This window comes from Streptomyces sp. NPDC050617, from assembly GCF_040654795.1.
Taxonomy (GTDB): Bacteria; Actinomycetota; Actinomycetes; order Streptomycetales; family Streptomycetaceae; genus Streptomyces.
In genome coordinates this window covers 257,191-278,563 of the sequence record NZ_JBFAIS010000008.1, presented here as the reverse complement: position 1 = coordinate 278,563, position 21,373 = coordinate 257,191, and the positions used below count along the sequence as shown (strand labels likewise).

At 72.9% G+C, this 21,373-nt stretch carries 21 protein-coding genes; 8 read left to right on the top strand and 13 right to left on the bottom strand.

All coding sequences use genetic code 11. The features are described 5' to 3' along the window. Window positions 1–73: 73 nt before the first annotated feature. A complete protein-coding gene (locus AB0I49_RS14175) occupies window positions 74–508 on the bottom strand; it encodes a VOC family protein (RefSeq protein WP_363227210.1) in 435 nt (144 codons plus the stop codon). Between the two features lie 210 nt (window positions 509–718). Between AB0I49_RS14175 and AB0I49_RS14170 the strand changes: the two genes are divergently transcribed. Further along, entirely contained in the window at window positions 719–1,345 is a 627-nt protein-coding gene (locus AB0I49_RS14170; protein WP_363227209.1) for a PadR family transcriptional regulator, read from the top strand. Window positions 1,346–1,417: 72 nt separating this feature from the next. Here AB0I49_RS14170 and AB0I49_RS14165 read toward each other — a convergent pair whose 3' ends face one another. Both AB0I49_RS14165 and AB0I49_RS14160 read right to left on the bottom strand, forming a co-directional pair. Further along, on the bottom strand, window positions 1,418–1,846 hold the full coding sequence (locus AB0I49_RS14165) for an SRPBCC family protein (protein WP_363227208.1): 429 nt from the start codon (window positions 1,844–1,846) through the stop codon (window positions 1,418–1,420). 123 nt (window positions 1,847–1,969) lie between these two features. Continuing rightward, window positions 1,970–2,590, bottom strand: coding sequence for an HAD domain-containing protein (locus AB0I49_RS14160; RefSeq protein ID WP_363227207.1), 621 nt, complete (start codon window positions 2,588–2,590; stop codon window positions 1,970–1,972). Window positions 2,591–2,983: 393 nt separating this feature from the next. On the opposite strand from AB0I49_RS14160, the gene AB0I49_RS14155 reads away from it, so the two are divergent. Beyond that, on the top strand, window positions 2,984–3,514 hold the full coding sequence (locus tag AB0I49_RS14155; RefSeq protein WP_363227206.1) for a Clp protease N-terminal domain-containing protein: 531 nt from the start codon (window positions 2,984–2,986) through the stop codon (window positions 3,512–3,514). Between the two features lie 550 nt (window positions 3,515–4,064). Continuing rightward, entirely contained in the window at window positions 4,065–5,060 is a 996-nt protein-coding gene (locus tag AB0I49_RS14150) for an EamA family transporter (RefSeq protein ID WP_363227205.1), read from the top strand. On the opposite strand, the gene AB0I49_RS14145 is transcribed toward AB0I49_RS14150, so the two are convergent. Beyond that, window positions 5,001–5,660, bottom strand: a complete 660-nt coding sequence (locus tag AB0I49_RS14145; protein WP_363227204.1) for an FMN-binding negative transcriptional regulator — start codon at window positions 5,658–5,660, stop codon at window positions 5,001–5,003. The genes AB0I49_RS14150 and AB0I49_RS14145 overlap by 60 nt on opposite strands. A gap of 42 nt (window positions 5,661–5,702) precedes the next feature. Next, window positions 5,703–6,410: a pyridoxamine 5'-phosphate oxidase family protein gene (locus tag AB0I49_RS14140; RefSeq protein WP_363227203.1), complete on the bottom strand. Its 708-nt coding sequence runs from the start codon at window positions 6,408–6,410 to the stop codon at window positions 5,703–5,705. A gap of 36 nt (window positions 6,411–6,446) precedes the next feature. Between AB0I49_RS14140 and AB0I49_RS14135 the strand changes: the two genes are divergently transcribed. Continuing rightward, window positions 6,447–7,778, top strand: a complete 1,332-nt coding sequence (locus AB0I49_RS14135; protein WP_363227202.1) for an aminotransferase class I/II-fold pyridoxal phosphate-dependent enzyme — start codon at window positions 6,447–6,449, stop codon at window positions 7,776–7,778. Here AB0I49_RS14135 and AB0I49_RS14130 read toward each other — a convergent pair. Beyond that, window positions 7,769–8,833 (bottom strand): DMT family transporter, encoded by a 1,065-nt coding sequence (locus tag AB0I49_RS14130; RefSeq protein WP_363227201.1) that lies wholly within the window; start codon window positions 8,831–8,833, stop codon window positions 7,769–7,771. The genes AB0I49_RS14135 and AB0I49_RS14130 overlap by 10 nt on opposite strands. A 74-nt stretch (window positions 8,834–8,907) precedes the next feature. On the opposite strand from AB0I49_RS14130, the gene AB0I49_RS14125 reads away from it, so the two are divergent. Further along, window positions 8,908–9,813, top strand: coding sequence for a LysR family transcriptional regulator (locus AB0I49_RS14125; RefSeq protein WP_363227200.1), 906 nt, complete (start codon window positions 8,908–8,910; stop codon window positions 9,811–9,813). A gap of 158 nt (window positions 9,814–9,971) precedes the next feature. Here AB0I49_RS14125 and AB0I49_RS14120 read toward each other — a convergent pair whose 3' ends face one another. Beyond that, the gene (locus AB0I49_RS14120) at window positions 9,972–10,436 is read right to left on the bottom strand and encodes a pyridoxamine 5'-phosphate oxidase family protein (protein ID WP_363227199.1); all 465 of its coding nucleotides are present in this window, start codon (window positions 10,434–10,436) and stop codon (window positions 9,972–9,974) included. Window positions 10,437–10,658: 222 nt separating this feature from the next. Here AB0I49_RS14120 and AB0I49_RS14115 point away from each other — a divergent pair, with 222 nt between their 5' ends. Further along, the gene (locus tag AB0I49_RS14115; protein ID WP_363227198.1) at window positions 10,659–11,360 is read left to right on the top strand and encodes a cysteine hydrolase; all 702 of its coding nucleotides are present in this window, start codon (window positions 10,659–10,661) and stop codon (window positions 11,358–11,360) included. A 32-nt stretch (window positions 11,361–11,392) separates the two neighbouring features. Here the strand turns inward: AB0I49_RS14115 and AB0I49_RS14110 are convergent, their stop codons facing one another. Continuing rightward, window positions 11,393–11,896 (bottom strand): Rieske (2Fe-2S) protein, encoded by a 504-nt coding sequence (locus AB0I49_RS14110; protein ID WP_363227197.1) that lies wholly within the window; start codon window positions 11,894–11,896, stop codon window positions 11,393–11,395. A 140-nt stretch (window positions 11,897–12,036) separates the two neighbouring features. Further along, window positions 12,037–12,918, bottom strand: coding sequence for an alpha/beta hydrolase (locus AB0I49_RS14105; protein WP_363227196.1), 882 nt, complete (start codon window positions 12,916–12,918; stop codon window positions 12,037–12,039). Between the two features lie 102 nt (window positions 12,919–13,020). On the opposite strand from AB0I49_RS14105, the gene AB0I49_RS14100 reads away from it, so the two are divergent. Next, the gene (locus AB0I49_RS14100) at window positions 13,021–13,806 is read left to right on the top strand and encodes a TetR/AcrR family transcriptional regulator (protein WP_363227195.1); all 786 of its coding nucleotides are present in this window, start codon (window positions 13,021–13,023) and stop codon (window positions 13,804–13,806) included. Between the two features lie 166 nt (window positions 13,807–13,972). Here the strand turns inward: AB0I49_RS14100 and AB0I49_RS14095 are convergent, their stop codons facing one another. Beyond that, entirely contained in the window at window positions 13,973–15,082 is a 1,110-nt protein-coding gene (locus AB0I49_RS14095; RefSeq protein ID WP_363227194.1) for a response regulator, read from the bottom strand. A gap of 567 nt (window positions 15,083–15,649) precedes the next feature. Continuing rightward, window positions 15,650–17,935 (bottom strand): FdhF/YdeP family oxidoreductase, encoded by a 2,286-nt coding sequence (locus tag AB0I49_RS14090; RefSeq protein ID WP_363227193.1) that lies wholly within the window; start codon window positions 17,933–17,935, stop codon window positions 15,650–15,652. Window positions 17,936–18,333: 398 nt separating this feature from the next. On the opposite strand from AB0I49_RS14090, the gene AB0I49_RS14085 reads away from it, so the two are divergent. After that, the gene (locus AB0I49_RS14085) at window positions 18,334–19,590 is read left to right on the top strand and encodes a molybdopterin molybdotransferase MoeA (RefSeq protein ID WP_363227192.1); all 1,257 of its coding nucleotides are present in this window, start codon (window positions 18,334–18,336) and stop codon (window positions 19,588–19,590) included. An 82-nt stretch (window positions 19,591–19,672) separates the two neighbouring features. Here the strand turns inward: AB0I49_RS14085 and AB0I49_RS14080 are convergent, their stop codons facing one another. After that, window positions 19,673–20,677 (bottom strand): acyl-CoA desaturase, encoded by a 1,005-nt coding sequence (locus AB0I49_RS14080; RefSeq protein WP_363227191.1) that lies wholly within the window; start codon window positions 20,675–20,677, stop codon window positions 19,673–19,675. Window positions 20,678–20,755: 78 nt separating this feature from the next. Next, window positions 20,756–21,322 (bottom strand): DUF5994 family protein, encoded by a 567-nt coding sequence (locus tag AB0I49_RS14075; protein ID WP_363227190.1) that lies wholly within the window; start codon window positions 21,320–21,322, stop codon window positions 20,756–20,758. Window positions 21,323–21,373: the final 51 nt, after the last annotated feature.

The following is a 21,373-nucleotide window of genomic DNA, read 5'->3' as shown; positions in this document are numbered from 1 at the left end:
GGAGGGGCCGCCCGGCGCGTCGGGCGCGGCTCCGCGGCCCGTCCCCACGGGCCGCGGAGCCGGCCGCGGGACCTCAGTCGACGCAGAACTCGTTGCCCTCGATGTCCTGCATCGAGATGCAGGATTCGTTGATGCCGTCGGCCTCCAGCACCTGCACGCATACCGCGCTGAGCGCGACCAGCCGTTCGCACTCGGCCTTGAGCGTGGCGAGGCGCTCCTCGCCCACGAGCCCCGTGCCCACCCGCACGTCGAGGTGCACCCGGTTCTTGGCGACCTTGCCCTCGGGGACGCGCTGGAAGTACAGCCGCGGGCCGTCCCCCGAGGGGTCGACGCAGGCGAACGCCGAATCCTGCTGCTCGGGCGGCAGCGAGTGGTTGAAGTCGTCCCAGGTGGCGAACCCCTCCGGGGGCGGCGGTACGACGTACCCCAGCACCTCGCACCAGAAGCGGGCGACGCGCTCGGGTTCCGCGCAGTCGAAGGTGACCTGGAACTTCTTGACCGATGCCATCGGGTCACCCTAACGGCGCGTGTCCGGTGCCGCCCCTGGTTATCGGCCGGGTGAGCGGCCCCCGGCCGGCAGGGGCGGCAGGCGTGTGGGGCATGGCCGTCGCTGGGACGAGGCGCAGGTGAGCGCCACGAAAAACAGGGGGGCTTGCCATGCGACAGGTCCCGATATATCGTTGACGCATCGCGACCGATCAACGATAGGAGAAACGCCATGAGGCGTCATCACGGACATGACCATGGACACGAGCACTACGGACCCGGCCAGGAGGGCCGGCGTGGACGGGGAGAGTGGGGGGAGCGCGGGGACTTCGAAGGGCGCCGCGCGGCCTTCGGGCCGTTCGGGCCGCCCTTCGGGGGGCCTGGATTCGGCGGCCGAGGGCGCGGGGGATCGCGCGGAAGGGCGCGGCGGGGCGACGTACGGGCCTCGATCCTGGCCCTGCTCAAGGACCGCCCGATGCACGGTTACGAGATGATCCAGGAGATCGCCGAACGCAGCGGCGGCGCCTGGAAGCCGAGCCCCGGCTCGGTCTACCCCACGCTCCAGCTCCTTGAGGACGAGGGGCTGATCACCAGCGAGAGCGAGGGCGGCAAGAAGCTGTTCACGCTCACCGACGAAGGGCGCGTCGAGGCCGACGCGGGGCCGCAGGCCCCGTGGGAAGAGGCCGGGCGCGGCGTCGACTGGGAAGGCATGCAGGAGATCCGGCAGGCCGGCTTCGGGCTGATGGAAGCCTTCGGGCAGGTCTGGAAGACCGGCAGCCCCGAGCAGCGCCAGAAGGCGCTCGCGGTCATCAACGAATCGCGCAAGAAGCTGTACCTCATCCTCGCCGACGAGAGCTGAGGCGTCCGGCAGCAGGAGTGACGGGGCCCCGCGGACTTCCGCGGGGCCCCGTCGCGCAGTGGCCCCGGGGGGTCAGGCCACCAGTCCGTCGAGCTTGCGCAGCGACTCCTGGAGCGCCACGGTCGCCGAATCCTTGAGCTTGCCGGCCATGAGCGAGACCGCCGCGCCCGTGAACTCCCCGTCGATCCGGACGGTCGTCGCGTCGCCGTCGGGGGTCAGCGTGTAGCTCATGGCCAGGTTGACGCCCATCGGGCCCTTGCCCTTGGTGACGAGCAGCCGCGCGGGGTCGCAGGCCGCGACCGTCCAGTTCACCTCGGCCGGGAAGCCCATGAGCCGCATGTTCTCCTGGTACGTCGCCGCGACCGCGAGCGTCTCGGGGCCGCCGTGGGGGAAGCTGGTGTGGGTGGCGTTCCACTGCCCGTACGAGGAGAAGTCGGTGAGCCGGTCCCAGACCTTCTCGGCGGGCGCCTCGATACGTGCCTCTGCGCTGACCTCGGCCATGCGACCACCCCTTAGGCGTCCGTGTTCTGTTCGTCCGTGACTGGTGCGGCTGTGCGGCTGTTTTTCGGCTGTATGGCTGTGTGTACGCCGGTCCGGCCGGGGCGCCATCGTGCTCCATCGCGTCTACGGCTGCCGGCTCCGGCGTCGTGGCGGCGACGCCCCCACGGTGTCGCGGAACGTAGCCCCCGGGCGTGGAACATTCAATACTGATGACCCGTCAGGTTTTCTGCGCCGCCGTGTCCGGGGGTGGAGGAGAGGGGCCGGCGGGCGCGCCAGCAGGTGGTCCACATGGCCCCTGGTGAGCCCGTGACCAGGGTCGATTGGCAGCAGCAGCCGGTCGCGCCGCAGCCTGGCGCGGCGGACCAGGCGGGGCGGTATGACGTCGTCGATCCAGGCGAAGGGGCGGCCCGCCGCGAAGCGGAGCAGGGGCGCCCACTTGCGGCCCTCGAAGAGTTCCCGTGCGGGCAGTCGCGGGTCGCCGGGCTGGGGGCGGTAGCCGGTGAACTCCACGACCGGCAGCGACGGCAGCTCCAGCAGCGGCGCGATATGGCGGTTGGCCTCGTGCTCCCAGGTGGTGGCCCACACCAGGTCGTACGTGCCGGAGAGCTCGCGGAGCCAGTCGGCGTGGTCGACGGTCAGCAGCACTGTGAAGCCGAGCAGATCGTGGGCGCTGAAGCCCGGGGTCGGTAAGACGGGGTTGAGGACTCCGTCGATGTCCAGGAAGAGCAGTGGTCTGGTGGCCATCGGTCTCCTTCCGGTCTCCTTCTCCGCGTGGTGCGGATGGCGGTTGCCGTCGCCGGTGAGGGACGTGTGACACGCGGGCCTCGGTTGCCTCGGGGCGCGCGGTGGAAGAAAACGCGCCCCTTGAGCCCATCGTGCTTCTTGTGTGTCGCGTGAGCCGCCGCGTGAGCGGGTCGTGCGAACAACTGCGCGAACAGTTGCACGAGCAGGCGTACGAGCCGTCGTACGCGCCCCCGCGCCGGCCCCCGAAGCGGGGCCCTGGGCGGTCCCTGAAACCTACGCCTCCTTCTCCTCCCCAAGGATGAGATCCCGGACATCTGTCCCCAACCATGGTGGGATGCGCAAATGCTCCCCGCCGGGGATGTTCCGACCGCCGGAGGCTGATGTGGTGGGAGGGTGCAAAGTCGTATCCCCTCCACCGATCCCACCGGCGACGGGCACGGGGGCCAACTCAGCGTGGAGATGGCGTCGGTCGTCGCGTCCGCGCGCCGGCGTGCGACGCGCGACGGCGACGCGCAGATCGACACCGCGCATCTCCTGCACGCCCTCCTCGAATCCGCGCCCGGCGCGCGCGACGCGTTCGACGGCGGGCCGCCCCAGATAGCGCGGCTGCTCGGCTACCTCGTCCAGCGCACCATCGGATACGGACTGCGGTGGTACGGCTCCGTCGAGGACTCCGGGGCCCTCCCCGTCCTGGACGGCGGGGCCGCGCCCGGCTGGTCGCCATCCGCCGCGGCGGCCATGGACACCGCGGCCGGCCGCGCCCACGCGCGCGGCGCGGACCTCGCCACCGGCGTCGACCTGCTCGCCGCCCTCGCCCACGACCGCGAATGCCGCGCCGTGGAAGTGCTGCACCGAGCGGGCGTGGACCTAGACGCACTGACCAAGCGGCTGCTCGACGACGCGGCCTGCCAGGAGCCGACCTGACGGTCGCGTGTGCGGGGAGCCGGCCTGACGGTCGCGTCTGCCGGAAGCCGAGTCAGCGGCTGCGACTGCCTGGAGCCGATCTGGCGGTTGCGTCTGCCGGTATGCGACCTGACGGTCGCACCTGCCAGGAGTCAACTCGCCGATGTGCCTGGACTGGCCCGGCGTGAGCCGTCACCCTGTGCCGATGCGTGCCGATGCGTGCCGATGCGTGCCGATGCGTGCTGCGGGGAGCCGGAACGCCGGCCTGGACCGGGCGGTTCGGGAGTCAGCGACGCGCGCCTGGGCGACGGCGGCGTACCGGCGTGCACGGTCCGGGCCGGAGCGGCAGCGCTGAAGGCGTGCGAGCTGAAAGGGGCTTGTCCGTTCGACCAGGCCGCTCGTAAGGTGCCGATCATGCATCTCACCGTTCTGCCGCCTCCCGCCGTCTAGCGCGGGCGGCCGCTCCGGAGGACCGGGCTCGGGTCGGGAGTGATCTCCCGACCCGAGTTGATCGTCGCTGCCCGCATACGGGACCACGTGATCACCTCATGTCCTCAGCGGGAGAACACTCGTGCATTCCTCGCCTTACCCCGCCCTGCCCGTGGGCCGGGGCCTTCTCTACGTCACCGTGGCCGCCGCCTCCTGGGGCACCGCCGGAGCGGCCGCCGCGTTCCTCTACGACAGCAGCGGGCTCGGCCCTCTCGCGCTCACCTTTTGGCGCACCCTGGGCGGGCTCGTACTCCTGCTGGCCGTCCGCGCTCTGCGGCCGCGCCGGTCGGGGCCCGCCACACCCCGCCCGTACGAGCCGGTGCGCTCGCGCGTCACCCGCGTCCTTGTCACCGGCGTCGGCTTCACCGTCTTCCAGGCCGGGTACTTCGGGGCGGTGGCCGGGACCGGGCTGGCCGTCGGGACCGTCCTGACGATGGGCACGGCGCCGGTGCTGGTGGCGTTCGGCGGCCGGGCGCTGCTCGGCGAGCGCATCGGCGCGGGCGGCGCGGTGGCCGTGACCGGCGCGCTCGCCGGGCTCGCCGTCCTGATGCTGGGCGGCGGCGGAACGGGCACGGTCCGCCCGGGGGGCGTCGCCTTCGCCCTGCTGTCCGCCGCCGCGTACGCGACCATCACGCTCTACACCCGGCACCTGGGCCGCCAGGGCCGCGCGGCCGACCCCCGCGCGGCCACGATGACGTCCTTCGCCGTCGGCTCGGTCTGCCTGCTGCCGCTCGCCGCCGTCGAGGGGCTGTGGCCGCACGCGCACCACCTCGGCCGCTCGCTGGGCATGATGGCCTATCTGGTCGCCGTGCCGAGCGTCCTCGCCTACGGGCTGTTCTTCGCCGGGCTCGCGGCCGTACGCTCCACGACCGTCACGGTGATCACTCTCATCGAGCCGGTCACGGCCGCGGTGCTCGCTGTCGCGCTGCTGGGCGAGCGGCTGACCGCCGCCACCGCCCTGGGCACGGCCGTCCTGCTGGGGGCGGTGGGCGCGCTGGCCGTGGCGGAGGCGCGGAGCTCAGCGGTCCGCGCCCGCGCCGGTGGCGCCGCGGCGCAGCTGGTGGGCCCGCGCCGCTGAGTCGCGCGGTGCGGCGCGCGTGGCGAGAGCCGCCGCCATGCGCTGCCGCACCGCCTCGGGCTTGTGGCCCGCGTACTTGAACTTGGCTCGTACCTCGGTCACTTCGAGCCGCAGGCCGCGGATGCCGGAGAGCATCCGGCCGTACGGCTCCTCGCCGGCCGCCACGGGCGCGGAGCCGCCCTCGGGCTGGAAGTGGCCGACCTGGGCCGCCAGCAGCTCGGCCTTCTCGTGCGGATCGTCCACGAGGTGGGCGGTGCAGCGCAGTTGCACCGCCGCGTAGAAGCTGGTGGGGACGCCGTGCTCGGGCGGCGCGCCCTCGGGGGCCTGCCAGGGGCCGGGGACGAAGACGTAGTCGTCGACGACGCTCAGCAGCACCTGCGGATCTGCCTGGAGCGCGGGCCAGATGGGGTTGGGGCGGGCGAGGTGGGCCAGCGCCTCGCCGTGTTCGCCGGGGGCCGGGTCGTAGGCGAAGTGCATCGGCTGTACGTGCGGGGGTTCGCCGGGGAGCCCGTTGACCGCGAGCTGGCCGAAGTCGTGCGCGGCCAGCCAGCCTTGCCATTCGGAGTCGTCCAGCGGGGCGTCCCAGGGACGGATGAGCATGTGCGTGCCTCCTGTGCGCGGAGCGTGGGAGCTGTGGGGCCGTCAGAAATCGGCGAGGTAGCCGGGGACGGGGATGCCGGGCCGCAGGTCCTCGGACGGCAGGGGCGCTCCGTAGACGGGGGCGACGGGCACGACGCCGCTCCAGTACGGCAGGTCGAGGTCCTCGGGATCGTCGTTGGGCCCGCCGGTGCGGACCTTCGCCGACACCTCGGCGAGGTCGAGGCTCAGCACGGCGGTGGCCGCCAGCTCCTTGGCGTCGGCAGGCCGGCAGTCGGCGGCCCGGCCCGGCACCACCTGCTCGACGATCGCGTCGAGGGCCGTGCGGCGCTCCTTCTCGTCCGCCACGGGCCGCGCGACGCCGTGCACCACCACGGAGCGGTAGTTGATGGAGTGGTGGAAGCCGGAGCGGGCGAGGACGAGGCCGTCGACATGGGTGACGGTCAGGCACACGGGCATGCCGTCGTCGGCCCGCCCGGCCGCGCGCAGCGGGCGGGAGCCCGTCGAGCCGTGCACGTACAGGCGCTCGCCGATCCGCCCGTACAGGGTCGGCAGCACCACGGGCGCGCCGTCGCGGACGAATCCGAGGTGGCAGACGTACCCCTCGTCGAGTATCGCGTGCACCACCTCGCGGTCGTACGTGGCCCGGTCGCGGCCGCGGGCGGGCCACGTACGGTCCGTGCGCGCGTACGCGGCGCTCGTTTCCTCCTGCTCCTCCGGCGGGTGTGCTCCGTGCTGCGGGATGGCGGCCATGGTGCGACTCCATTGTATTAGTGCATAATGGTGTTTGTGCTAGGAGAATATCGGATCGAAGGCCGTCGCGCAGCGGAGATCTCCGCGAGCGTGGAACGGGCGGTGGGCGCCGGACAGCTGGCCCCGGGCGAAACGCTGCCGCCCGTAAGGGAGTTGGCGGCCGAATTGGGGGTCAACCCCAACACGGTCGCGGCCGCCTACCGCGCGCTGCGCGACCGCGGCGTGATCGAGACGGCGGGACGGCGGGGGAGCCGGGTCCGCTCCCGCCCCGCCAGCTCCCCGCGCGACCTCATCCGCGTGGAGGCACCCGAGGGGATCCGCGACATCGCCGCGGGCAACCCGGACCCGGCGCTGCTGCCGCCGCTCGGCGAGGCGCTGGCCGCTGCCGCCGCGCGCGCCGCCGCGACCCCCACGCTGTACGGCGCGCCCGGCGTCGACCCCGAGCTGGAGCGGCTCGCCCGCGCCGCCTTCGACGCCGACGGCGTGCCCGACGGCCCCGTCGCCGTCGCCTCCGGATCGCTCGACGCCATCGAGCGCGTACTCGGCGCGCATCTGAAACCCGGTGACGCGGTGGCGGTGGAGGACCCCGGCTGGGGCAGCCTGCTCGACCTGGTCCCGGCGCTCGGCCTGCGCGCCGTCCCGGTCGCGCTCGACGACGACGGACCTCTGCCCGGCGAGGTGGACCGCGCGCTGCGGCAGGGCGCGCGGGCCCTCGTGATCACCGCACGCGCGCAGAATCCGACGGGCGCGGCGATCGGCGCGGAGCGCGCCCGCGAACTCCGCGCGGTCCTCGCGGACCATCCGCGGGCGCTGCTCATCGAGGACGACCACGGCCACGGCATCGTGGACGTCCCCCTGTGCCCCGTCGTGGGCGGCACGGCGCACTGGGCGCTCGTCCGCTCGGTGGCGAAGGCGTACGGGCCCGACCTGCGGCTCGCGGTGTTCACCGGCGACATCGTCACCGTGGACCGGGTGCGCGGCCGGCTCCGGCTGGGGCCGGGCTGGGTCAGTCATCTGCTCCAGCACGCGATGGTGGAGCTGTGGCGCGCGGAGGCCGTGGACGCGCGGGCGGTAGCGGCCTCGTACGGGCGGCGGCGCGACGCGCTGGTACAGGCGCTGGGGGCGCGCGGCATCGAGGCGCGCGGGCGCAGCGGGATGAACGTATGGGTGCCGGTGCCGGACGAGACGGGCGCGGTGGCCCGGCTGCTCCAGGCCGGCTGGGCGGTGGCGCCGGGAGCCCGCTTCCGGCTGTCCTCGCCGCCGGGGGTGCGGATGACGGTCTCGACCATGAGGCCCGGGGAGGCGGAGAAGGTCGCGGACGCGCTGGCGTCCGCGACCGGGCCTGTGCCCACGGGGCGCTACGACTGAGGTTCGGCCCTTTCGGTCGGGGGCCGCGGTCCGGAGCTCTCGGCCTCGGGCTCTTCGGCCGGGCGCCGCGGCTCGGGTTCGGCGCGGCCGGGCCGCCGCCTGCTCTGGGTGAGGGCCGCGCCCGCGAGCACGATCACCGCGCCGACCGGGGTGTTCCAGGTGAGCCGCTCGCCGAGCAGCGTCACGCCCGCGGCCGTCGCGATCACCGGGGTGAAGTAGGTGACGAGCATCGCGGTGGTGGGGCCGACCTCGGCGACCAGCCCGTACTGCATCAGGAACGCGACGCCCGTGCCCAGCGCGCCGAGCGCCGCGATCGCGAGCAGCGGCACCAGCGGGAACGAGCTCGGGAAGGAACTGAACAGCGGGGTGGCGACGGCCAGTTGGACGGTGCCGACCAGCAGCTGGGCACCGGACAACGCGAGGTGGGAATCGCCGGTGCCGGCCAGATTGCGCCGCACGTAGATCCAGCCGACGGCGTAGCTGACCGCCGCGACCAGGGCCATCGCCGTGCCCGCCGGGTCCTGGCCGGAGAACCCCTGCCAGGCGCCGAGCACGGTCAGCACGCCCGCGAAGCCGAGCCCGAGCCCCGCGAGGCGCCGCCGGGTCGGCCGGTCCTCGGACAGGGCGACGAGCGAGAGGACCATGCCCCACAGCGGGGAGGTGGCGTTGCAGATGCCGGCGAGGGTGGAGGTGATGGTGGTCTCGGCGTAGGCGAAGAGCGTGAACGGCAGGGCGTTGAGGAAGAAGGCCGCGACGAGCAGATGGGCCCAGGTGCGCCCGGCGCGCGGCAGCCGCTGCCGCTTGACGGCCAGTACGGCCACGAGCACCGCGGAGCCGAACACCATCCGCCCGAGGGAGACGCCGAGCGGCGCGTACCCGTCGGTGCCGACCTTGATGAACAGGAAGCTGAGGCCCCAGATGAGGCAGAGGATGACGAACCGGACCCGCCAGTCGAGGCCGCCGCGACGCTGCGCGGCGGCCGACGGGTCCGCGGCGGGCGCAGGGGTCGGGGAGGGGGAGGCGGACGCCTTCCGGCGGGCGTCGGTGATGCTCATGGGCTCCACGATGGTGGGCGCGATCACTTAGCGCAAGCGAAATAAAGTGCGCTTTATCGCGTAGCATCACTTACATGTTGAACCTTGATCGCCTGCGGACGCTGCACGCCGTGGCCCGCCACGGCTCGGTCAGCGGCGCCGCGGACGGGCTGCACGTGACCACCTCGGCCGTCTCCCAGCAACTGGCGAAACTGGAGCGCGAGACGGGACAGCAACTGCTCGCCAAGAACGGCCGCGGCGTGCGCCTCACCGACGCCGGACGGCTGCTCGCCGACCACGCCGCCCGCATCCTCTCCCAAGTGGAGCTCGCCCAGGCCGACTTGGAGGCGCAGCGCGGCGAGGCCGTCGGCGATCTGCTGCTCGGCGCCTTCCCGACGGCCGCCCGCGGCCTGTTCCCCGCCGCGCTCGCCGAACTGCGCCGCGCCCACCCCAAGCTGCGGAGCAAGCTGGAGGAGATGGAGCCGGACGTCGCCGTGCCGCGCGTGGTGCGCGGCGACATCGATATCGCGATCGTCCTCGACTGGTACAACAAGCCGCTGCCCCTGCCGGAGGGACTGGCCAAGGCGCCGATCCTGGACGACCCCGCGGACGTCGCGATGCCCGCCGGTCATCCGCTCGCCGACCGGGACGAGGTGGAGCTGGAGGACTTCGCGCACGACGAGTGGGTCTCCTGGCCCAAGGGCGAGTTCTGCCACGACTGGCTGATGCTGACCCTGCGCGGCAAGGGCATCGAGCCGCGCATCTCCCACATGGCCGAGGAGCACCACACCCAGCTCGCCCTGATCGACGCCGGTCTCGGCGTCGCCGTCGCGCCTCGGCTCGGGCGGGGCCCGGTGCCGGAGGGGGTGCGCGTGGTGCCCGTACGGCACACCATGCGTCGGCACATCTACGCCATCTGGCGGGCGGACGCGGACCGCCGGCCGTCCATCCGGGCGGCGGTGGAGGCGCTGCGCGCGGCGGGGGCGGCGATCGGCGACTGACGGCGGGGGAGGCGGGGCGCCGGGGGAGGCGGGGATGTCGGGTGAAGCGGGGCGTCGGAGGGCGTCTGGGGCGTCGAACCGCGGGCGGGGTGTGGAGCCGAGGCCGGGGCCTGGGTCTGGGTCCGGGCCTGGGTCTGGGTCCGGGCCTGGATCGTGGGTCAGCCGGGGAGTTTGCGGAAGTCCCAGGAGACGACGGAGTCCGGCGTCAGGCGCAGCCAGGCGTGCCGGCCGTCGTACGGCATGGCGTCCAGGCCGAAGTTCTTCGCGGCGAACGCCCGCTCCGGAGCGTCGAGTTCGGGGTGCGGTTCGCCGGTGCGCGGGGCCTCGCCGACGAAGACCGCCGTGCCGGACAGCTCCACGCCGCGCAGCTCGCCGTACTCCTCCCCGTCGTCGACCACCACCGCGAGCCGGGGGTCCCGGCGCAGATCGGCCCAGCGCCTGCTGCGGGTGAGGGAGTAGAGCCAGAGCGAGCCCTCGTGCCAGGCGAACCACAGGGGGCCGACGTGCGGCCGGCCGTCCGGGCCGACCGTCGCCACCCGGCAGGTGCGCCGCTCGGCGAGGAAGGCGTCCAGCTCCGCGTCCGACATCATGATCCGGCGGCCTCGCCGCTGCGTGAGGGCCATGCCCGCCTCCCCTTCCGGTAGCCGACCGCGCGTGAACGACCGTACGTGATCGACCGCATGTGATCGCCGTGCTTTTCTGACTGGGCGTCAGAAAATCAGCATGGGGTCTCTTCCCTCTCCGCGCAATGGCCGCTAGCGTCGCCCGCTGCGGCCGGGGCCGCCGCCGGGCGGGTTCGGCTTCAGGTGCGCGGGGCGAGTCGGGAGGGATTCGGCATGGCTTCTATGGCTTCTACGGCTTCGTCAGGAGATCCGGCTGACGGGGAGTCAAGGGTATCGGGGGTACGCGCCGACGAACGGCTCGCCGCGCAGCTCGACCCGGCGACCACCGTGCTGCTCACCGTCGAATGCCAGCGCGGCGTAGTCGGAACGGAGAGCGCGCTGCCCGAACTCGCCGACACCGCTCGGAAGTCCGGGACCCTCGTCCAAGTGGCCCGCCTCGTCTCGGGCGCGCACGCGGCGGGCGTCCAAGTGCTGCACGCCGTCGCCGAACGCCGCCCCGACGGCCGCGGCGCGAACCGCAACGCCCGCCTCTTCCGCGCCGCCGAGCGGCTGCCCGTACAGCAGCTCACCGGGACCCCGGCGGTACGCATCGCGGAGCCGATAACCGTCGGCGAGCAGGACCTCGTCGTGCGGCGGCTGCACGGACTGTCCCCGATCGCCGGTACGGACGTGGACGCCCTGCTGCGCAACTTCGGCTGCCGCACCCTGATCGTCACCGGCGTCTCCGCCAACGTCGCCATCCCGGCGGCGGTCTTCGACGCCGTGAACCTCGGCTACACCGCCGTCGTGCCGGCCGACGCCATCGCGGGCGTGCCCGCCGACTACACCGCGGCGATGATCCGCAACACGCTCGCGCTCGTCGCCACGGTCACGACGGCCGATTCCGTACTCGGCTGCTTCGAGAGCGCGCGCGCTCGGCGGTGAGGCGCCATGCCGGACGGTCCGGGACCGCGGCCTCACCCCAGCCGGAGCGAGTCGCCTTGCACGGAGACCGGCGTCGCGGGCAGCGGCTTGGTCGTGGGTCCGTGCCGCACGCTGCCGTCCTCGATGCTGTACTTCGAGCCGTGGCAGGGGCAGTTGATCGTCCCGTTCGCCACATCCCCGACCAGGCACCCCTGATGCGTGCAGACTGCCGAGAACGCCTTGAAACTGCCCTTCGCCGGCTGCGTCACCACCATCTTCCGGTCCTTGAAGACCTTTCCGCCGCCCTGCGGGATCTCCGATGTCCTGGCCAGCTCCTGGCCGCCGGGCGTGCCGGCTTCCTCCTCACCGGGGGCGGCGGGAGTGGCGGGAGTGGTGTCGGCGCCGTCCTGCGGCGACTTGGCGGCAGGGTCGTCGTCGGGGGATTCGCCGCCCGAGCCGCCGCACGCGGCGAGCGCGGCGACGAGCCCCGCGCCGCCGGCCGCGGCGATGACGGTTCGGCGGCGCGGGACGGCCGGCTCCTGAGGCGAGTGCGTCATGGTGTGCTTCCTCTTCCGTCGACGGTTCACGGCTCTATACGGCCCTGGCGGTACGGGCGTTCAGGCGCCGGATCTCGTACGGCCGTGCGACGGTGCCTTCGTACGGGGGAAGCGCTGAGCCGCTGGACGAAGGGCGAGGGTCAGAGGCCGAGCGCGGTCGTGAGCCAGGGGCGCAGGACGGGCAGGACGTTCGCGGGCTGCATGGCCCGCGTATGGTCGAGCCCGTCCAGGACGCGTACGTCCCATCCGGCGGCCTCCAGCTCGGCGCGCCGCTTCACGACCTCGCTCCCGATGCGCACGGTCACGCCGCCCCAGCGCTCGCCGTACGGGATGTCGTCCGCCGAACCCGCGAAGCACAGCCGGGGGCAGCCGACCCCGGCCTGCGCCGCCCGGTCGTCGAAGCCCTGAAGCGCCTGGTAGAGCGTGACGAACTGGCGGGTCTGCGCCTCCGTCGCGGACACCTCGACGGTCGACCAGTCGTAGTCGCCGACCGACTGCCCGGAACTCTCCCGAGAGCTCCCCGGGGTGCTCGCGGCCGGGCCTCGCACCGACATCTCGTGGGCGGCCGAGGTGACGCGGAGCATCTCGGAGTACGGGCCGCCGAGGGGCGGGAAGCCGCCCATGACCAGCGCCGAGAGGCGGTCGGTGCGGATCGCGAGCTGGAGGCCGCTCAGGGCCGTCCAGGAGTAGCCGTAGTAGGCGAACCGGTCGGCTCCCGCGGCGTCCGCGACCGCCAGCAGATCGGCGGCCACATTGCCGGGCGTCAGGGTGTCGGGCTTCGGCGCCGCCATGACGCGGCCCTCGTAATCGAAGGCCACCACCCGGAAGCGGTCCCCGAGTCCGTCGATCAGTGTCCGGCCCAGCGCGGGGTCCATGCCCCAGCGGCGCATCTCCTCGGCCTGCGGGCCCTCTGTGGGCCGGGGATCGACAGGGAGCAGCACGGCGGGCCCGGCGCCGTGGATCTCCAGTGCGATGGAGTCGCCGTCGTGCAACGTCGCTTCGGCCGTTGTCGCTTCGGTCATCGTCTCTCCTGGTCCGTGCCCGTGGGGCGTGCGCCCGCAGGGATTGCTTAGGCTGTAAAGTAATAGCGAGAGGACGATACCTTATGCCGTAAGGAGTTGCTTGTGAGCGTCATCGCCGGCCAGGGGGACGCGGTCGCGTCCATGACCCTGCTGTGGGCCGACCCGGACGGCCGGGCCGCGCGGACCGTCCCCGGCCCCAAGCCCGCCCTGAGCGTCGACGCCATCGTGGCGGCGGCGATCGCCGTGGCCGACGCACACTCCATGGAAGGGCTGTCGATGCGCGCGGTGGCCGAACGGCTCGGACGGACCTCCATGGCCCTCTATACGTACGTGCCGGGCAAGGCGGAACTCCTCGACCTGATGTACGACCGGGTGCACGCCGAACTGGCCGCGGGTCGCGCCCCGGACGGCGACTGGCGGGCCGCCGTGACGTCGTGGGCCACGGACCTCCGGGCGTTCTACCTGCGCCACCCGTGGGTGCTCCAGGTCTCTTACGCGCGCCCGGTGCTCGGCCCGCACGAACAGGCCGTACTGGAGTCGCTGGCGGGCGTCCTGTACGGGGCCGGGCTGCCGTCCCGGCCGCTGCGGGCCATCGTGAGCTCGCTGTTCCACTTCGTCCGCGGGTCCGCGCAGACGGCCGCCGAATCCCGGCGGGCGGCGGCGGCGACCGGCGTGTCGGACGAGGAGTGGTGGGCAGGCCGGTCGGCCCTGCTGAAGGAGGTCGCCCCCGATTTCGCGGAGCGGTTCCCCATGTCCGTACGGCTGGCGTCGGAGGCGGCGCCGTCGTCGCGCGACGGGGACGTGGCGCCGTCGTGGGAACAGCAGGTCGACGACACCTTCGCGGTCGGGCTGGGCGTGCTCCTGGACGGGATCGCGGCGGCGCGCTGACCGCGCTGCGGGCCGGCCGCGGGCCAGGCCGGCCGGACGCGCCGGTCGCCGGACGCGCCGGTCGCCGGGTCCGGCGGTGCGGCAGGCCCGGCGACCGGAGATCGGAGACAGGGGACAGGGGATCGGATACAGGAGATCGGCGACTGGAGGTCGGCGACAGCCGGTCTCAGCGGGAAGCGACGTGCCGTTCGAGGAAGATGCCGGTGAACACGGCGACCTTGGCGCGGAGCACCCAGGGGTCGAAGGGCTTGCCGATGTAGTCCACCGCGCCGGCCGCGTAGCCGCGCGCCGAGTGCTCGGCGTCGGCCCCCATGGCGGTGAGGAAGATGATGGGGACGTCGCGGTCGCGGTTGCGGCGTTTGATGTGCGCGGCGGTCTCGTAACCGTCCATGTCGGGCATCTGGACGTCCATGATGATCACGGCGAAGTCGTCGTGGTCGAGCAGCGCCTTGAGGGCCTCGCGGCCCGAGGAGACGGCCACCACCTCCTGGTCGAGGGTGGACAGCACGGCGTTCATGGCGAGGAGGTTGTCCGCCTGGTCGTCCACGACCAGCACCTTGGGCATGCCGCGCACGCCGACGGGGGAGGCGGCCGGGGCCAGCGCGTGGGAACCGTTCGCGCGCTGCGTGGCCTCGATGGTCTCCAACTGGCGCTCCAGCAGCTCGCACCGCTCCTCCGCCGCCTCGTGCAGCCGCCGGGCCTCGCGCAGTTCCCCCGTCAGCTTCCGCACCTCCGTCCGCAGCGCGTCGCGTTCCCGCAGCAGCCCGTCCACGTCCGGCGCGGCCTCCGCCATGGCGTCCGCGCGCGCCCGCTCGGCGGTCCACGCCGCCTCCAACTGGCTGAGCCGCACCTCCAGGTCGGCGATGCGGTGCCGCCGGTCCAGCAGGGCGTCGCCCAGGACGTCCCCGTGGGCGGTGGTGCGCCGGGCCACCCGGTCGGCGTCGGCGAGCTGCTGCTCGATCAACTCGACCGCGTGCTGCGGCGAACCGCCGTTGCGTACGGCGGTCTGGTGCAGTCCCCGTACGAGCTCGATGGCGGCCGGGGTAGCCGCCTGGCCGAGGTGGTCCGCCAGGTCGGTGAACAGATCCAGGACGACCTCCCAGGGGGGTACGCGCGTACCGTTGAGGTAGCGCGAGAAGGTGCCGGCGTCCCGGTGGCGGCGCGCGGCATAGCGGCGCACGGAGACGTCCAGCCCGTCGAACAGCTCGCGGAGCATCCGCGCCAGGGCCCTGGCGTCGCTGTTCAAGTCATCGGCCAGGGGCCGCAGTTCAGCCACGGCGACCCTCCGGACCCGTGCGGCGGGCACGGCGTGGGCCGGTCCTGTGATCTTCCGGGGCCCTGCGGCCGTCCGCGCCCCGATGGCTCTCCGGGACTCCACGGTCTTCCGGAACCCCATGGCCCTCGGGAACCCCGCGGCGCTCGGGAGCCCCGGGTCCCTCCGGCGTGCCGTGGTCCTCCGCCGCGACCAGCCGGTCGAAGAACCGCACCGACACACCGGCGGCGGCCGCGCCGCACAGCACGCTCCGCGCAACGTCGTTGCCGGCCAGGGCGGTCAGCACCCCGGCCCCTATGCCTGTCAGCACCGCGAGTAAGAGCACCAGCGCCGACCTCGGCGACAACAGTGATCGTTCCACGTCATCCCTCTCGGACCGCGGCCGATCCGGCCGCGCCTCGTCCCCGAATGGCTACTCGGGGGCACGGCACAGCATGGAGCGCCCGGCGCGCGTTGCGCCCGGCAACACCGGCACTGGCGGGATTGTGGCAACGTTTGCACGATGTTGCCGGGCTGTGGCAACGGCGTCCGGGGCCCGGCGGAGGGGAAGACGAGAAGGGGCGGGGCGGCTCAGGCGGCGACGGGCTCCAGCCGGACCACGACGCCCTTCGACGTGGGGCAGTTGCTGATGTCGGCGACGCTGTCCAGCGGCACCAGAACATTGGTCTCCGGGTAGTACGCGGCGGCGGAGCCCCGGCTGGCGGGGTAGGCGACGACCGTGAAGCCCTCCGCGCGCCGCTCCTTCCCGTCGTGCCAGACGCTCACCAGGTCCACCGTGCCGCGGTCGGCGATGCCCAGGGCGTCGAGGTCGGCGGGGTTGACCATTACGACCCGGCGGGCGTTGTGGATGCCGCGGTAACGGTCGTTCGGCGCGTACCAGATGGTGTTCCACTGGTCGTGCGAGCGCAGGGTCTGGAGCAGCAGATGTCCCTCGGGGACATGCGGCATCGTGAAATCGTTGCGGGTGAAGACGGCCTTGCCGCTCGGGGTGGGGAAAACGCCCTCATTCGGCGGGTTGGGGAGCCGGAAGCCGCCGGGCACGGACACCCGGGCGTTGAAGTCCTCGAAGCCCGGCACGACGCGGGAGATCCGGTCGCGAATGGCGCCGTAGTCCGCCTCGAATTCCTTCCAGGGAATGTGCGGCATATCGCCGAGGGTCTTGCGCGCCAGCCGGCTGACGATGGCGACTTCGCTGAGCAGATGCGGGGAGGCGGGCGGTAGTTTGCCGCGGGAGGCGTGGACTTCGCTCATGGAGTCCTCGACGGTGATGAACTGCTCGCCCGTGGCCTGGAAGTCCCGGTCGCTGCGGCCCAGGGTGGGCAGGATGAGGGCCGTATCACCGCAGACGGTGTGGGAGCGGTTGAGCTTGGTGGAGACGTGCGCGGTGAGCCGGCACCCCCGCATCGCCTCCTCGGTGACCGCGCTGTCGGGGGTGGCCCGTACGAAATTGCCGGCGACGCCGAGGAAGAGCTTCGCGCGGCCCTCGTACATGGCGCGGATGCCGTTCACGGCGTCCAGGCCATGCCGCGTGGGCGGGGTGAATCCGAACTCGCTCTCCAGGGCGTCGAGGAACTTCTGCGGCATCCGCTCCCATACGCCCATGGTGCGGTCGCCCTGCACATTGCTGTGGCCGCGCACCGGGCACGCGCCGGCGCCGGGCTTGCCGATATTGCCGCGCAGCATCAGGAAGTTGATGACTTCGCGGATGGTGGGGACGCCGTGCTTGTGCTGGGTGAGGCCCATCGCCCAGCACACGATGATCCGCTCGCTCTTCAGGACGCGCTCGTGGACCTGCTCGATCTCCTCGCGGGAGAGCCCGGTCGCCTCCAGGATGTGCTCCCAGGAGATCTCGCGCGCGTGCTCGGTGAACTCGGCGAAGCCGGTGGTGTTCCGCTCGATGAAGGAGTGGTCGAGCACGGTGCCCGGCGCGGCGTCCTCGGCTTCGAGCAGCAGCAGGTTCAGCGCCTGGAACAGGGCGAGGTCGCCGCCGGCGCGGATGTGCAGGAACTGGTCGGCGATCTGCGTGCCGCGCCCGACGATCCCGCGCGGCCGCTGCGGGTGCTTGAACCGGTTCAGCCCGGCCTCGGGCAGCGTGTTGACCGCGACGATATGGCCGCCGTTGCGCTTGGTCTCCTCCAGCGCCGACAGCATCCGGGGGTGGTTGGTGCCCGGATTCTGCCCCACGACGAAGATCAGATCGGAGGTGTGGATGTCGTCCAGCGACACGGTGCCCTTGCCGGTGCCCAGCGTCTCCGACATCGCGCTGCCGCTGGACTCGTGGCACATGTTGGAGCAGTCCGGCAGGTTGTTGGTGCCGTACGCGCGGGCGAAGAGCTGGAGGAGGAAGGCGGCCTCGTTGTTGAGCCGGCCGGACACGTAGAACAGGGCCTCGTCGGGGGAGTCCAGCGCCTTGAGCTCCGTGGCGAGCAGACCGAGCGCCTCGTCCCAGCCGATCGGCTCGTAATGCGTCGCGCCGGGCCGCTTGACCATGGGCTCGGTCAGCCGGCCCTGCTGGTTGAGCCAGAAGTCGGACTTGCCGTCCAGCTCGGCGATCGAGTGCTCGCGGAAGAACTCCGGGGTGACGCGCCGCGAGGTGGCCTCGTCGTTGATGTGCTTCGCGCCGTTCTCGCAGTACTCGTTCATGTGCCGCTTGCCCGGCGCGGGCTCGGGCCAGGCGCAGCCGGGGCAGTCGATGCCCTTGGCCTGGTTGATGTTCAGCAGCGTCAGGGCGGTGCGCCGCGGGGACGTCTGGCTCAGGGAGTACTCCAGCGCGTGCGCCACGGCGGGCACGCCCGTCGCCCAGGTCTTGGGCGGGGTGACCTTCAGGTCGTCGCTCGGGTCCTCGTTGCCGCTCATGCTCTGGTCCGCCTCGTTTCCCTGTTCACCGGCCGGGATCGTGCGCCGAATCCGCGTGTGGGCCGCCCCGCGGATATTCGGCTCCCCGTACGGAAGTCAGCTTCCGCCGGTCGCTGGGAAAATGTCAAAGAGGTACCTTGAATGACGTCATAGACGCGACTTATCAAGCGGCTTTTCCGGCCGGTGTGCCGCATGCGCGGGGCGCTGCTGGTACGGTCGGACGTGCTTCGGTGCGGCAGCACGGCGATATGGAAGTCGCCGCCGATCAGTCCATCGACAATTCGCCGGTCGGTAATTCAAGGAAGTTGTGTCGAATTCAGTAATTCGATTTCTTCGAAAAGGTCATCGGCGAAACAGGGGCGAGTCGCAATCGAAATGATGAGCCGGACAGGGAGCGTATGACCGTGTCAGTTACGAGCATGCCGGAGGCCGCGGCCCGGCGCTCCGCCGCGACGTGGGCGGAGGCCCGGTCCCTCGCTCGGGGCTGTGCCGTACGGCCGCTGCCGGCCGTCGTCCGCGAGCTCGCCGAAGCGCTCGGCCACGCCCTCGCCGAACCGCTGACGGCGCTCACCGATCTGCCGTCGTTCGACACCTCCGCGATGGACGGCTGGGCCGTGGCCGGGCCGGGCCCGTGGCGGCTGCGCGGCGGCGGGGTGCTGGCCGGCGCGCGGCCCGAGCCGCTGGACGCCGGTACGGCCGTGCCCATCGCCACCGGCGCCCCGGTACCGAGGGGAGCGAGCGCCGTACTGCGCCGGGAGCACGGGGAGGCCGACGAACACGGCCTGCTGTTCGCCCGTTGCGCCGGTTCCGGCCTCCCCGAATCCGGCCCCGGACCGGCGGCCCCAGGCCGCGACATCCGGCCCCGCGGCCAGGAGTGCCGGGCGGGCGAACCGCTGCTCCCCTCCGGTACGACCGTGACCCCGGCCGTACAGGGGCTGGCCGCGGCGTCCGGCTACGACCGGCTGGCCGTGCACCGCCGCCCTACCGTGGAACTGCTGGTACTCGGCGACGAGTTGCTGGAATCCGGCCTGCCGCACAGCGGCCGGGTCCGCGACGCGCTCGGCCCCCTCCTGCCGCCGTGGCTGCGCGGCTGCGGCGCGCTGGTGACCGAACGCCGCCGCGTCTCGGACGACTTCGGACTGCTGCGGGAGGCGCTGCGCGACTCCGCCGCCGACGTCGTGGTCACCACCGGCAGTACCGCCGCCGGGCCGGTGGACTTCCTGCACGGCGCGCTCGCCGAGACGGGCGCCCGGCTGCTGGTCGACTCCGTCGCCGTACGGCCCGGCCACCCCATGCTGCTCGCCGAACTGTCACCGGCCGCCGACGGCCGCCCCCGCCGGCTGGTCGGCCTCCCCGGAAACCCGCTGGCCGCCGTGGCCGGCGCGGCGACCCTGGCCGTACCGCTGCTGCGCCGCCTCGGCGGACACCCGGACGCGGAGCCGCCGCGGATGACCGCGGCCGCCGCGCTGCCCGGCCACCCCCGGGACACCCGGCTGCTGCCGGTGCGCCGCGTGGGGCGCGAGGTGCTGCCGCTGCCGTTCGACGGCCCGGCGATGCTGCGCGGGCTGGCGCTCGCCGACGGCCTCGCGGCGGTCCCGCCCGGCGGCGCGGACGCGGGCGCCGAGGTGGAGATCCTGGACGTACCCGGACGCTGAGAGGTTCTTTTCTTCCGGACGAAGATGGTCTCGGGGAGGTGTGGTCAAGGGTTATGAGGGCTCCGTGAGTTGTCGGGTGGGTTCATGAACGGCGGGTGGCGATGCGGTCCGGGGTGGGCCAGCGCACGTCCCGTACCCAGCCGAGGCGTTCGAGGAGGCGGATGACGACGGCGGAAGGGTCGATCTGGCCGCGGTCCACGCCGTGGCGGGCACTGGTGGGGTCGGCGTGGTGGAGGTTGTGCCAGCTCTCCCCGAACGAGAGCAGGGCCAGGGGCCACAGGTTGGTAGCCCGGTCATGGCGCCGGGTGCGGAAGGGGCGCCGGCCGATCACATGGCACAGCGAGTTGACGCTCCAGGTCACATGGTGGAGCAGCGCGATGCGGACGAGGCCCGCCCACAGCAGTGCGGTGACGGCGTGGAGCCAGGTTCCGCCGATCGCCCAGCCGAGTGCGAAGGGGAGGGCGAGGGTGAGGGCGCACAGGGCCGGGAAGGCCCGGGAGACGGCGCGGATGTCGCGGTCGGCGAGCAGGTCGGGGGCGTAGCGCTCGGCGGGGGTGGGGTCGTTGCGGAACAGCCAGCCGACGTGGGCGTGGGCCAGGCCGCGAAGCTGACCCCGCAGGTGCGTGCCGTAGCGGTAGGGCGAGTGCGGGTCGCCGGGCCGGTCGGTGAAGGCGTGGTGGCGGCGGTGCGTGGCGACCCAGCCGATGACGTCGCCCTGGAAACTCATCGACCCGGCCACCGCCAGGGCGATCCGCACGGGCCGGGCGGCCCGGTACCCGCCGTGGGTCAGGCCGCGATGGAAGCCGACCGTGATCCCGAGCCCCGTGACGACGTAGAGGACGAGGGCGAGCAGGGCGTCGGCGGGCCGTATGAGGGTTCCCCACAGCAGCCAGGCGGCCAGGCCGAGCGCGAGGAACGGCAGGACGACGATCGTCGCCGTCACCGTGACGTACAGCCGCTCACCGCCGCTGCGCGCAGGCGCCGGGCGGTCGTCGGCGGGAAAGGGCGCCGTCCCGTCGTATATCTGAGATGCCGTGCTGTCGTGCGGCGGTGCGAGAGCTTGGGAGAGGGGGGAACTGGGCAGCATACAAGGCTCCTTGTCCTCGGCCTGGAAGAGACGGCCGGGGTCCGGGGCCAGGGAATCGGTGGTGGGCGGGCGGCCCGGTCAGTGCGGCGCGCCGATGTGGGCGGCCATGGCGCCGCCCTCCGCCTCCCACGCCTCCGCCGGTGTCCGGCCCGCCGGGTCTTCCTCGGCCGGGGCCGCGGGGCGACGGGCCAGTTCGTCGGCGATGAGAGCGCTGCCCGTACGGGCCGTCAGGGGGTCGCAGGCGGCGGCCATGAGCCGTGCGGCGGCTGCCGCCCCCGTCTCCGGGGGGATGATCAGCAGGTCCCAGCGCCCGACGCGGGCGGAAAGCAGCAGGAGTTGGTGAGGGTCCTGCTCGGCGCGGAACCAGCCCACTTTGACCACATGGCCGTTGACGGGGACCTTGCGGGGTATGACCGGCCAGTAGGTCGGGTTGACCGTGACGCGTGCGATGCGCCCCCATAGGGGGTCCAACAGATCTGTCAGAGATGGGAGTTCACGAGCGAGGTCCCGGGAGTGCGGCCACCAGGCGCCGTCGAGCAGCCCGGATTGCGGGCCCGGGGGCTTGAGGGACAGCCGCAGCGGCGGGCAGCCGGAAAGCTCGGTGAGCGGCGAGGCTGGCGGAGTGCGTGCGGTGAGCACCGTCATGGTGTCGACCCGTCCCCGGACCTGTCGTGCCCGATCCGGTACTGATGACCC